General features: G+C 65.6%; 10 protein-coding genes. 2 read left to right on the forward strand and 8 right to left on the reverse strand.

Annotated elements, in window-relative coordinates; genetic code table 11:
* Window positions 1–201: 201 nt before the first annotated feature.
* A complete protein-coding gene (locus tag ACPYOD_RS09240; protein WP_481301449.1) occupies window positions 202–660 on the reverse strand; it encodes a DciA family protein in 459 nt (152 codons plus the stop codon).
* A 31-nt stretch (window positions 661–691) separates the two neighbouring features.
* Here ACPYOD_RS09240 and ACPYOD_RS09245 point away from each other — a divergent pair, with 31 nt between their 5' ends.
* Together ACPYOD_RS09245 and secA are read left to right on the forward strand one after the other, a co-directional pair.
* Window positions 692–1,624, forward strand: a complete 933-nt coding sequence (locus ACPYOD_RS09245) for a M23 family metallopeptidase (RefSeq protein WP_481301450.1) — start codon at window positions 692–694, stop codon at window positions 1,622–1,624.
* Between the two features lie 140 nt (window positions 1,625–1,764).
* Window positions 1,765–4,482 carry a preprotein translocase subunit SecA gene (secA, locus tag ACPYOD_RS09250; protein ID WP_481301451.1) on the forward strand — a complete coding sequence of 906 codons (2,718 nt, stop codon included), beginning with the start codon at window positions 1,765–1,767 and terminating at the stop codon, window positions 4,480–4,482.
* Window positions 4,483–4,533: 51 nt separating this feature from the next.
* Here the strand turns inward: secA and ACPYOD_RS09255 are convergent, their stop codons facing one another.
* The 7 genes from ACPYOD_RS09255 to ACPYOD_RS09285 form a co-directional block, all read right to left on the reverse strand.
* Window positions 4,534–5,385, reverse strand: a complete 852-nt coding sequence (locus tag ACPYOD_RS09255; RefSeq protein WP_481301452.1) for a symmetrical bis(5'-nucleosyl)-tetraphosphatase — start codon at window positions 5,383–5,385, stop codon at window positions 4,534–4,536.
* A gap of 69 nt (window positions 5,386–5,454) precedes the next feature.
* Window positions 5,455–5,838: a Co2+/Mg2+ efflux protein ApaG gene (gene apaG, locus ACPYOD_RS09260; protein WP_481301453.1), complete on the reverse strand. Its 384-nt coding sequence runs from the start codon at window positions 5,836–5,838 to the stop codon at window positions 5,455–5,457.
* 54 nt (window positions 5,839–5,892) lie between these two features.
* On the reverse strand, window positions 5,893–6,672 hold the full coding sequence (gene rsmA / locus ACPYOD_RS09265; protein ID WP_481301454.1) for a 16S rRNA (adenine(1518)-N(6)/adenine(1519)-N(6))-dimethyltransferase RsmA: 780 nt from the start codon (window positions 6,670–6,672) through the stop codon (window positions 5,893–5,895).
* Window positions 6,669–7,664 carry a 4-hydroxythreonine-4-phosphate dehydrogenase PdxA gene (pdxA, locus tag ACPYOD_RS09270; protein WP_481301455.1) on the reverse strand — a complete coding sequence of 332 codons (996 nt, stop codon included), beginning with the start codon at window positions 7,662–7,664 and terminating at the stop codon, window positions 6,669–6,671. Before pdxA ends, rsmA begins: the two co-directional genes overlap by 4 nt.
* A 3-nt stretch (window positions 7,665–7,667) precedes the next feature.
* Window positions 7,668–9,038 carry a peptidylprolyl isomerase gene (locus ACPYOD_RS09275; RefSeq protein ID WP_481301456.1) on the reverse strand — a complete coding sequence of 457 codons (1,371 nt, stop codon included), beginning with the start codon at window positions 9,036–9,038 and terminating at the stop codon, window positions 7,668–7,670.
* A 30-nt stretch (window positions 9,039–9,068) separates the two neighbouring features.
* Window positions 9,069–11,579, reverse strand: a complete 2,511-nt coding sequence (locus ACPYOD_RS09280; protein WP_481301457.1) for an LPS-assembly protein LptD — start codon at window positions 11,577–11,579, stop codon at window positions 9,069–9,071.
* Window positions 11,580–11,746: 167 nt separating this feature from the next.
* Window positions 11,747–12,307: a cob(I)yrinic acid a,c-diamide adenosyltransferase gene (locus ACPYOD_RS09285; RefSeq protein ID WP_481301458.1), complete on the reverse strand. Its 561-nt coding sequence runs from the start codon at window positions 12,305–12,307 to the stop codon at window positions 11,747–11,749.
* Between the last annotated feature and the right edge of the window lie 44 nt (window positions 12,308–12,351).

Below are 12,351 nucleotides of genomic sequence, written 5' to 3' on the forward strand. Positions count from 1 at the left end.
AGATGTGTATAAGAGACAGGGCCTTGCCGCGAGCACCCTTCGCGCGCCAGCGCGCTTCCCACCGCCAAAGTGACCCGGGTCACGCTTGGTGAATTTTATGTGCATTTTCGGTGTCTACACGCTTCATGCGTGCTATAAAGTTCGCCACCTTCGTGGGTCCGTGCGTGCTAACGGACTTCCGAGACCGTGCCAAGTATAGGATTAATCTGAATTTTCGGCCTGGGAGGCCAGGTAAAGGAACAGATCCCGCAACGTGGGGTCGGAGAGTGACGCAGCAGCGCCCCGCAGGTGACGGGCCGCCGATGCGGAAAGCGGTTTGTGCCGGTCGGGAATCACTTCCACGGGCGGTAGGGGGGCCACTTTCACGGCAACCGAGTGGGCTTTCGCGCCGATGGCGCGGGCGGCCTCGAGGATCTGCGCCTGGTAAAGGCGCACCCGCGAAGCCCAGGCCGACGAGGGCGCAAGGAAGACGAGCCTGCCGTCGCGCAGGTCCGCGAAGCGGACCTGGTCGCACAACGGCGATGGCAGCGTCGCGCGCAGCTGGCGGTCCAGGCGGTCGAGTTCGCGGGCCCGTTGGGCCAGCGATGCGACGGGCCCGACGTCGCCGACGGACTTGAGTCCGTTGGTCGAGCGGCGGGACGGACTGGGCGGCGGTGGCATGGGCCGGCTTTGACTATTCGATGTGGAACGTATGCAGATCATACTCGTGTCTCGCGGCCAGAAAGGGCCGAAAACGATCGACCTGGCCTGCCGGCGCCTGCGCTGCAAGGTCGTGGCGGTCGCCCTGGCGGCGTTTATAGGCATCGCCGGCACCGGCGCCGGTGTGGCCCTGGCGGTAGCCGGTCCCAAGGCGTCCGCGCTCGGCGACATCGGTCATCTCAAGCAGCAGGTGGGCGACCAGGACGCGCGCGTGGCGGAGATCAAGCGCGATGCCCAGCGCGACCTCGATGCGCTGGCCGTGAAGCTCGGCCAGCTGCAGGCGCAATCCATCCGTCTCAATGCGCTGGGAGAGCGGCTGACCCAGGTCGGCAAGCTCGACGACGGCGAATTCGACTTCGACGACGAGCCGCCCCAAGGCGGCCCCGAACTGACCCTGGACACGCCCGCCTACACGTTGCCGGCCTCGCTCGGCGAAAGCATCGATCGCCTGGCCGGGCAGTTCGATACCCAGCAGGCACAGCTCGAAGCCCTGCGCGACATGCTGATGGATCGCAGCATCGAATCTAGCCTCCGGCCCACGGGCATGCCGGTGAACGGCTACATCTCCTCCTATTTCGGAGGGCGCCCCGACCCGTTCAGCGGGCATGCCGCCCGCCATACGGGCATCGACATCGCCGCGCCGAAGGGTACGCCCGTGACTGCCGTGGCCGAAGGCATGGTCACCTTCGCCGGTCAGCGCACCGGCTATGGCAACGTGGTCGAAATCGACCACGGCAACGGCTACATGACCCGCTACGCTCATAACAGCGGCATCGTGGCGCAGGTAGGGCAGCGGGTCCGGGTCGGCGACGTCATCGCCCAGGCCGGTTCCACCGGTCGCTCCACCGGCTCCCACGTCCATTTCGAGGTCTGGTACCACGACCGCGTCGTGAACCCGCTGGCGTACGTCCGCAGCCATCGCTGAAGGGCCGACGCCGGGCTTGAATCCCGGCCCGGCCGCCGCCACCCCGAGGAAAGCCGGGGGCGCCCGTAGTATGATCGTCCCTTCGTGCCGGCCGGCCATCGGCCTTCCGGCAACCTTTTCGTTTCAGATCCGGATGATCGATGTTCAATCGTGCCCTGACGAGTATTTTCGGCAGCCGTAACGAGCGTGTGCTGCGCGACCTCTCCAAGACGGTCAAGCGCATCAACGCCCTCGAGCCGGAGTTCGAAAAGCTTTCCGACGACGCCCTGCGTGGCAAGACCGACGAATTCCGCCAGCGCGTCGCCGCCGGCGAAACGCTCGACAAGCTGCTGCCCGAGGCATTCGCGGTCACCCGCGAGGCCGCCAAGCGCGTGCTCGGCATGCGCCATTACGACGTGCAGCTGATCGGCGGCATGGTGCTGCATGCCGGCCGCATCGCCGAAATGCGCACGGGCGAGGGCAAGACCCTGGTCGGCACCCTGCCGGTGTACCTCAATGCCCTCGAGGGCAAGGGTGTGCACGTGGTCACGGTGAACGACTACCTGGCGCGTCGCGACTCGGCCCAGATGGGCAAGCTGTACAACTTCCTGGGCCTTACGGTCGGTGTCGTGTATCCGGGCATGGACCACGCCGACAAGCGCAGCGCCTACCAGGCGGACATCACGTACGGTACGAACAACGAATTCGGTTTCGACTACCTGCGCGACAACATGGCGCTCAGTAAGGAGCAGCGCAACCAGCGCGGCCTGCACTACGCCATCGTCGACGAGGTCGACTCCATCCTGATCGACGAGGCGCGTACGCCGCTCATCATCTCCGGTCCCGCCGAGGATTCCCCGCAGCTCTACATCGCGGTGAACAAGGTCGTGCCGCACCTCACCCGGCAGGAAAAGGAAGACGGCCCCGGCGATTACTTCGTCGACGAGAAGCAGAAGCAGGTGCACATGTCCGAAGAGGGCATGGAACACGCCGAGCAGCTGCTGCGCGATGCCGGCGTCATCGACCCCGACAGCGGCCTGTACGATTCCAAGAACCTGGCCGTCGTTCATCACATGAACGCGGCCCTGCGCGCAAACGCCATCTACCAGCGCGACGTCGACTACATCGTGCGCGACGGCGAAGTCATCATCGTCGACGAGTTCACCGGCCGCACCCTGGCCGGCCGCCGCTGGTCGGACGGCCTGCACCAGGCGGTGGAAGCGAAGGAAGGCGTGCCCATCCAGCGCGAGAACCAGACGCTCGCCACGGTCACGTTCCAGAACCTGTTCCGCATGTACAAGAAACTGGCCGGCATGACCGGTACGGCCGACACGGAAGCCTACGAGTTCCAGACGGTGTATGGCTTGGAAGTGGTCGTCATCCCGACCCACAAGCCGATGATCCGCGTGGACAACCCGGACTCCGTCTTCCTCGCGCCCGAAGCCAAGTACAAGGCGGTCATCGCCGACATCAAGGCATGCCACGAGCGCGGCCAGCCCGTGCTGGTGGGCACGGCGTCCATCGACGTTTCCGAACTGGTGTCGGGCCTCCTGCGCAAGGAAGGCATTCCGCACGAGGTGCTGAACGCGAAGCAGCACGAGCGCGAGGCGCACATCGTCGCCCAGGCCGGCGCGCCGGGTGCGGTCACCATCGCCACGAACATGGCTGGCCGCGGCACCGACATCGTGCTGGGCGGCAGCCTCGAGGCGGCATTGGCCGCCCTTCCGGAAGGTGCGTCCGACGCCGATCGCCAGAAGGTACGCGAGGACTGGAAGAAGCGCCACGAACAGGTGCTGGCCGCCGGTGGTCTGCACATCATCGGTACCGAGCGCCACGAATCCCGGCGTATCGACAACCAGCTGCGCGGCCGCTCCGGACGCCAGGGCGATCCGGGCTCGTCGCGCTTCTACCTGTCGCTGCAGGACAACCTCATGCGCATCTTCGGCGGCGAGCGCATCGGCCGCTGGATGCAGATGTTCGGCATGAAGGAAGACGAAGCGCTGGAAGACCGGCTCATCACGCGCCAGATCGAGAAGGTGCAGCGCAAGGTCGAGCAGCACAACTTCGACATCCGCAAGAACCTCCTCGAGTTCGACGACGTCGCCAACGACCAGCGCAAGGTGATCTACGCGCAGCGCGACGAACTGCTGGAAACCGACGACATCTCCGACATGATCGTCGACGTCCGCCAGGACGTGGTGACGGCGCTGGTGCGCAAGTACGTGCCGGCCGACAGCATTGACGACCAGTGGGACATCGCCGGTCTCGATCGCGAGTTGGCGAGCGAACTGAACCTCCGTCTGGACGTCGCCCATTGGCTGGAAGGCCAGCAGGACGCGGACGCCGACTCGATCCTCGAACACGTGCGCGAAGGCGTCGATGCACTGTTCGCCGAGAAGGAAGCCCAGGTCGGTGCCGAGACGATGCGCTCGCTCGAGAAGCACGTGATGCTGTCGGTCGTCGACAACGCCTGGAAGGAACACCTTGCCAGCATGGATTACCTGCGCCAGGGCATCTACCTGCGCGGTTACGCGCAGAAGCAGCCCAAGCAGGAGTTCAAGCGCGAGTCGTTCGAACTGTTTGCCGAGATGCTCGACCGCATCAAGGGCGAAGTCGTGCAGATGCTGGCCCGCATCCGTATCCGCAGCGAAGAGGAAGTGCTCGCGATGGAGGCGGAGCAGCAGCGCATGGCGGAAGCGCAGCGCCTGCAATTCCAGCACGCCGACGCGCAGGCCATCGGCCAGGGCGACGGCAACGTCACTGCCGCGGCTCCGGCCATGGCGCCGGTGCTCAACGATGGACCGAAGGTAGGCCGGAACGATCCATGCCCCTGTGGTTCAGGCAAGAAGTACAAGCATTGCCACGGTCAGCTCAGTTGATATGAAAAACCCGCCGAAAGGCGGGTTTTTCATTTGGATCAATCGTCTGGCTCAGTCACCGCCGCCCTTCGGCTTCTGTCGATACGGCTCGGCATCCACGGTGATGTAGATTGGCTCGGGCGAGTCGAGGCGCATGGCGGTGAGCTGTCCGCCCCAGACGCAGCCGGTATCGATGGCGTAGACGCCAAGACCCGCGAAGCGGCCGAGTGCCGACCAGTGGCCGCAGACGATCTTCGTTTCGCGGCGGCGCACACCGGGCACTTCGAACCACGGGTAAAGGCCGGGCTTCTGCGTACCGGGTACGCCCTTGCCCTCGAAATCGATGCGGCCGTTGACGTCGCAGTAGCGCATGCGCGTGAGCGTGTTGATGGTGGCGCGATGGCGCTCCACGCCCTGGAGACGATTGTTCCAGCCCGGCGGACGGTTACCGAACAGGTTCTTGAGGAGGCGCTGGTGACGCGGACCGCCGAGTTCGCGTTCGACCTCGAGCGCCGCACGCTGCGCCTGGCGAAGGGTCCACATGGGCGCGAGCCCGGCGTGGATCATCGTCCAGCCCAGCGCTTCGTCGTGGTGCAGCAGTTTCTGCATGCGCAGCCACTCGAGCAGCACCGGTGCATCGTCGGCGAAGAGCACTTCGCGAAGTTCCGGGTTCACCCTCGCTTGCGCGTCTTCTCGCCGCTGCCCGATCGCGAGAAGCGAGAGGTCATGGTTGCCCAGGGTGATGATCGACTGGTCGCGCAGCGAATGGATGAGCCGCAGCGTGGCGAGGGATTCGCCACCGCGGTTCACCAGGTCGCCACAGAACCAGAGCTTGTCGGCGGAAGGATCGAAACGGAGCTTGTCCAGCAGGCGCTGGAGTTCGGGATAGCAGCCCTGGACGTCGCCGATTGCGTATACGGCCATCAGTCCGGTTGCTCCAGCGGTGTTCCCTTATGGCCGTTCCCGGCGTGCGCGCAGTCCATGGTTTCGATCCTAGTGGAGCGTGCGGGGTATCGAAAGCACGAATGTGGGAATCGGCGCATCGAAATGCGTGCCGTCGTCCGCCACCATGCGATAGCTGCCTCCCATGGTGCCAACCGCGGTTTCCAGGACGGCGCCGGAGGTGTATTCGAACGAGTCGCCCGGACGCATCCACGGTTGTTCGCCGACGACACCGTCGCCGCGTACTTCCTCGACCTTGCCGTTCGCATCGGTGATGACCCAGTGCCGTGTCAGCAGTTGGGCGCCGGTTTGGCCGGCGTTGCGCAGCGTGATCGTATAGGCGAACACGTAGCGGTTGTCCGTCGGTTGCGATTGGTCGGGAACGAAGCGGGTTTCGACCTCCACGTCGATCGTGTAGGGGGATTTGGAATTCATGTAGGGATTGTCGGGGACGCGGAGGGGGTGGGCAAGTGTGCCCCGAAACCACGGTTACATCACGTTCGCGAGCTTCACGAAATCCGTGGGTGCCAGTGTTTCCGCCCTCGCCCTGGGATCGATGCCCACGGCGCGAATGCCGGCCTCGTCGACCATGCCCTTCAGCGTGTTCGAGAGGGTCTTGCGGCGCATCGCGAAAGCCGCCTTCACAATCGCGTGAATTTTTGCCGGATCGCCCGCTGGGAGCTGTTCGGGAGGCAGAGGTACCAGCCGCACCACGGCGGAGTCGACCTTCGGCGGCGGCCGGAAGGCCCCCGGCGGCACCGTGAAGAGCGGCGTCACGCGGCAGGCCAGCTGGAGCATCACGCTGAGTCGCCCGTACACCTTGCTTCCCGGCTCGGCCGCCATGCGGTCCACCACTTCCTTCTGGAGCATGAAGTGCATGTCCTGGATGGCGGCCGCGTGCTCCACGCAATGGAACAGGATGGGGCTGGAAATGTAATAGGGCAGGTTGCCGGCTATGCGCAGGCGTTCCGCACCCAGTTCCCGAGCGAGTGCGGTGAAGTCGACCTTCAGGACGTCGGAATGGACGATTCGCAGGTCGCCGATCGGCGCGGCCCGCTGCTGGAGGCCGGGAATGAGGTCGGTGTCGAGTTCGATGGCCGTCATGCGCTTCGCCACGGCGAGGAGCGGCATGGTCATGGCGCCTTCGCCCGGACCGATTTCGACGACGGTGTCGCCGTCCTTCGGGGCGATCGAGGACACGATCCGGTCGATGTAGCGCTTCTCGTGGAGGAAGTGCTGTCCGAAACTTTTCTTGGGGCGTGCGTTCATGGCTGCCTGCGCTGCCGGGCGAGATCCATGGCCATGCGGGTGGCTGCGAACAGGCTGGCGGGGTCCGCCGTGCCGCTGCCGGCACGGTCCAGCGCGGTGCCATGGTCCACCGAGGTACGGATGAAGGGGAGGCCGAGGGTCACGTTCACCGTGCTGTCGAACGCTTCGCTCTTGAGCACCGGCAGGGCCTGGTCGTGGTACATGGCCAGCACGGCGTCGTAGCGGTCGCGCATGGCCGGAACGAATGCGGTGTCCGCCGGCAGGGGACCCATGAGGTCGACGCCTTCTGCGCGTAGCCGTTCGAGCACGGGCACGATGGTATCGATCTCTTCGCGGCCCATGTGTCCGCCTTCGCCCGCGTGCGGGTTGAGGCCCAGCACCGCGATACGCGGCTGCGGGATGCCGAAAAGCGACACCAGGGCCGTTCGCACGATGCGAAGAGTGCGCTCGAGCAGGGCCGGGGTTATCGCCGAAGGCACGGCCGACAGCGGCAGGTGGGTAGTGGCCAGGGTCACGCGGAGCCGGGGCCCGGCGAGCATCATCACCACCTCGGCCGACGCGCGCTCGGCGAAGAACTCCGTGTGGCCGCTGAAGGCGATGCCGGCATCGTTGATGCTGGATTTCTGGACGGGTCCGGTCACCACGCCGTCGAAGTCGCCGGCAAGGCACCCGTCGGCTGCGAGAGCCAGCATGTGCAGGACGTGCCGTGCATTGCGCGGGTCCGGGCGGCCCGGCGATTCGTGAACGCCGAGAGGCACGTGGCGAATCCTGATCTGCCCGGAAGGGCGTGAGGCAATGCGCTTGCCGTCGTCGTCGACGATGTGCAGCGCCAGGCCGCATGCGGCAGCGGCACGGTGCAGGAGTTCCCGGTCGGTGATGGCGACGAGGTCGGCGGCGCAATCGCTTGCGGCGAGGCGGGCGACCAGCTCGGGTCCCACCCCGGCAGGCTCACCGGTGGTGACGGCGAGCCGTGGCAGGGTGGTCGCAGTCATGGCTTACGGCGTGGCCGAAGCCTGCTTGTCGTCCGGGTCCTTCAACTCCGGCACGCGGATGTCGACGAACGAGGTCGAACGCAGTTCGCGGAGGTAGTTCTCGTAGGCTTCGTCGGCCTTGCGGTTGCCGATGGCCTGGCGCGCCTGGTCGCGCTGCAACTGGTCGGTAAGGTCGCTCTGGCGCGAACCCAGGCGCTGCAGCACGATCCAGCCGGCATCGGTCTGGATGGGGTGCGACACCTCGTTGTCCTTCAGCTGGTCGATCTGGGTGCCGATGGCCTGGCCCCAGGCGTCCTTCACGAACCAGCCCATGTCGCCGCCGTTGTTGGCCGTGGTCGTGTCCTTGGACTCGTCCTTGGCCAGCTTGGCGAAGTCTTCCTTCTTGTCGACGACGCGGGTGTACAGATCCTGCGCCTTCTTCTCCGCCTGCTCCGGCGTGACGATTTCGGACGGTTTGATGAGGATCTGGCGGGCGTGGTATTCGGTGACGATCTGCCGGCCCGGCTGGCGTGTTTCCACCAGCTTCAGGATGTGGAAGCCGGTAGGACCGCGAAGGGCGGGAGTGGTTTCGCCGGCCTTCAACGTGGAGACGGCGTCGGCGAACGCCGGCGGTACCTCGTCGAGGCGGCGCCAGCCGAGATCGCCGCCGTCGAGGGCGTCGGGCGCGTCGGAGTACCGGATGGCGGCGGCGTTGAAGTCCATGCCACCCTTGATGGCCTTGATGGCTTCCTCGGCCTTGGTCTGGGCCTGCGCGATATCGCTGGCGCCGCCACCGGCCGGGGTGCTGATCTGGATGTGCGCGAGGTGGACTTCACCCGCCTTGTAGGTGGGGCTGGCGAGCAGGTTGTTCACTTCCGCGTCGGTGACGGTGACCTGGTCGCGGACCACGCTCTCGTGCAGCTTCTGCGCGACGATCTGGTCGGACAGCTGCTGGCGGAACGCCGCATAGCTGAAGCCGTCCTGTTCGACCGCGGCGCGCAGCTGGTCGAGGCTCATCTTGTTCTGCTGGGCCACGTTGCCGGCGGCCTGGTCGATGTCCTGGTCGGACACGCGGATGCCCTGGTCGCTGGCGCGCTGGACCTGCAGGCGCATGAGGATCAGGCGGTCGAGCACCTGGCGGGCCAGGACGTCCTTCGGGGGCAGCTGGCCTGGATTGGAGGCGTACTGGCGCACGATGGCGTTGATGGCTTCGTCGAGCTCGCTCTGCAGGATGACGTCCTCTTCCACGACCGCCACGATCCGGTCGAGCGAGCCGTTGCCGACGCTCATGTTGCCCTGGGTGGGCTGCGCCGAGGGCATCAGCTGGGCGTGGGCGGGAGGCACGGCCACCAGGAAGGAGGTGGCGAGCAGGGAGTACGCGAGGATCTGCTTCATCGAATAGGGAGCCCGGGGCACCTGCCCCATTTATTGATAGCCAAGGATAGCACGGCGCAGGTAGGCGCCCGACTGCGGGTTGAGCGAGCCCAAGCCCTTGAATTCAACCTCGAACATGACCGCGTTATCGGTCTTCCGCAGGTAGTCGTGCACGTAGTGCCGGCCGAGTACCCGGAAGGCGACGCAGCAGCTGTTGTATTCCACGCCCGCAGCGGCCTCCAGCGTGCGGTGCGAGAAGGTGAACGTACTGTAGGGGGTACCATTGGGGAGGGCGCCTTGCAGGACGTCGCGACGGGCGAAGACCCAACGGGCCAGCGCACGCCACCGTTCCGAGATGGGAAAGACCACCGAAGTGTCGAATTGTTCCATCACGTTGCGGCGGTACCGGTAGGAGAAGTTGACGATGCCGTCGCCCCTGATGCGCCGCTGCAACTGGACGGTGGCGAGGTCGGTCTCGCGACCCTGCTGGAATGGCAGGCCCTGGTCGTTCGGGTATGGGTTTGGCCGCTTGTTCGGGTCCCACTGGTAGGAGCTGTTCAGGCGCCACTTGTCGTTCAGCTGGATAGCCAGTTGTGCCACGTAGTTCGACTTGGAGAAGTCGGTGGTCAGCACGCCCGGCATCTGCACCTTCTGGTCGCTGAAATACTTGATCTGGCCGATGCTTGCCGAAAGGCGCTCCACGCCGCTGTCGTCCAGCAGGCGGGTGGTGAGTGCCGCCGTGAGGTTGTTCGCGTCCATCTGCCGGTCGGCACCGGAGAAGCGGTTCGTGGTGAACAGCTGCCAGAAGTCGAACGACATCTCGTTGGTGTCGAAGGTCGGCAGGTTGTTCTGGTTCCGGTACGGCACGTAGAGGTAGTAGATGCGTGGCTCGAGCGTCTGGGTGTAGTCGCTGCCGAAGAGACTGGTGTGCCGGTCGAAGATCAGGCCGGCGTCGAGGCTGCCGATGGGCACCGAGCGCGACGGGCTCTGCTCCGGGTAGGCGGCCCGGTTGTAGTCCGAATCCAGCCGGTACGCCGTGTAGCGGTATTCCACGCGCGGCCGGACGAACCAGGAGGCGCCAGAGAAGTCGGCGGCAAGATACGGCGCGAGATCCAGGCGGTTGCCGTCGATCTGGCCCGGGGCCCTGTCCACTTTGCGGAAGGCTACGGCTTCGCTATCGACACCGACATCGAGCCAGCCGTTTACGGGTGCTTCCAGATTGAAGATAGCCCGCGGCCAGCGGCGATAAGGCACCACGTAGTTCGGCAACGAGGCATCCACGTTCTGGTAGTCGTCGGCGCCGAGGGCCGCGCTCCAGTACTTGCCGGATTTCGTGATGTACGCGCTCGACGAGAGAATGCCGATCGCGGATTGGTAGAGGTCGTTGCTGAAGTCGCGGAAGTACTGATTGTCGGAGGCGCGATTGATGTTCGCGCCGAAATTGAACCCGTCGCCGAGGTTGGTCGAGTTGGTGATATGGACGAAGTACCGCTGCTTGGACCCGTCGCGGTCGCTGGTGTTGCTTTCGTCATCGTCGGGCCCCCTGTCGCGGGCCATGTAGTTCACCTCGAAGGTGCCGTTGGAACGCGGCAGCAGGTAGCGGAATTCCGCGCCCAGCATGAAGCCGCGGTCGCTGTAATAGCCCGGCGTGATCGTGGCGTCGTAGTTCGGCGCGAGATTCAGGTAGTAGGGCAGGTTGAGGAACAGGCCCGAACGGCTGCTCGACCCGAACGTCGGGTAGAGGAAACCGCTCTTGCGCCGGTCGTCCAGCGGGAACGTGAAGTAGGGCAGGTACATGAACGGCACGCCCTTGAAGCGCATGGTGGCGCTGCGCGCCTCGCCGACGCCCGTTTCCTTGTTGAGGTTCATCGTCTTCGCACGGAACTCCCACATGCGGCTGCCGACGTCGCACGTGGAGTACGTGGCGAGGGTGAACCTGCCATGTTGCGGGTCCATCACCTTCGCATGGTCGGCCACGCCGTTGCCGCGCGATTGCAGCAGCTGGTAGCGGACGTTATAGGCATCGCCCTGATTGGGCGTGGTGGTGCCGGTCATGCGGTCGGCCGACACGAGCATGCCGGCTTCCTGGTACTTCACGTCGCCGCGTGCGTCGTAGGCGGTGGAGTCGGAGTTGTAGGTGACGTCCTGTGCGCGGAGCACCTGGTCGGCACGTTCCATGCGGACGCCGCCGGTCATGTGATAGACGTTCGGCTCAGGGCTCTCGACCTTCACGCCGCCCTGGTTCCCGTCGTCGATGCCGGAGTGGACATCGGTCACCGCCGTATCGCGCAGCGACGTGTCCTTGGTGATCGAAGGCTCATAGAAATCGAGCATCGCGTTCGGCCGGCACAGCGCATAGCTGACCGGACGGGGCGGGCAGATGAACGAGCCCAGCGGGCAGGTTTCCGCGGCGACCGGTGCGGCGGGAGCGGCGACGGTGCGCGTTTCCCCCTGGGCCGGCGCGCTCTGGGCGGGCGCCTCGAAGGCGTAGCCGGAAACGATGAAGGCGACGGCGGTCGCCAGCAGGCGGCGTTTAGGCAGGATGCTGATGCGTGACGTCACGGGCGCGGTCTTATCCGGTCGAAAGGCGGCCAACTTAGCAGAATCGCCAGCCCCACCGCACGATGGCACGTCGCCCATGAGCATGATTCCCTGAAAGGCGCGGTCCGCATGGCCGCACCGGCCCGGCGAGCTTACACCGGGAGGACGCCCGGCAGCTTTCCCGTGTCTTACCCGCGCGGGCGGCGTTCGTGCTCCCAGAGCACCTCGCCGTGGCCGCTGCGGCGCGCCATGACGCGCGCCATCACGAAGAGCAAGTCTGAAAGGCGGTTCAGGTAGCGCCGTGCCTCGGGGCGGACATCCTCCTCTCGTCCGAGCGCCACCACTTCGCGTTCCGCGCGGCGACAAATGGTGCGAGCAAGGTGGCAGGTGGCCGCCGCCATGCCGCCGCCGGGCAGTATGAAGTCCTTCAACGGCGGAAGGTCCGCGTTGAAGCCGTCCAGTACCGTTTCCAGGCGGTCGATGTCCTTCGCCTGGATCATTGCCATGCCGGGGATGCAGAGCTCTCCGCCGAGGTCGAACAATTCATGCTGGATCTGGAGCAGGGCTTCGCGCATGTCGTCGTCCAGACTTTCCGCGGCGACGATCATGCCGATGGCGCTGTTCAGTTCGTCCACTGTGCCGTAGGCCGCCACGCGGAGCGAGTCCTTGCCGGTGCGGCTGCCATCGCCCAGGCCGGTGCTGCCGTCGTCGCCGGTGCGTGTGTAGATCTTGGAAAGTCGATTACCCATGCGCGGATTCTAGAGTGTCCTTGGCGGCGCGGGGGTATGATTCG

This window comes from Luteibacter sp. HAY1-4A (assembly GCF_056755355.1).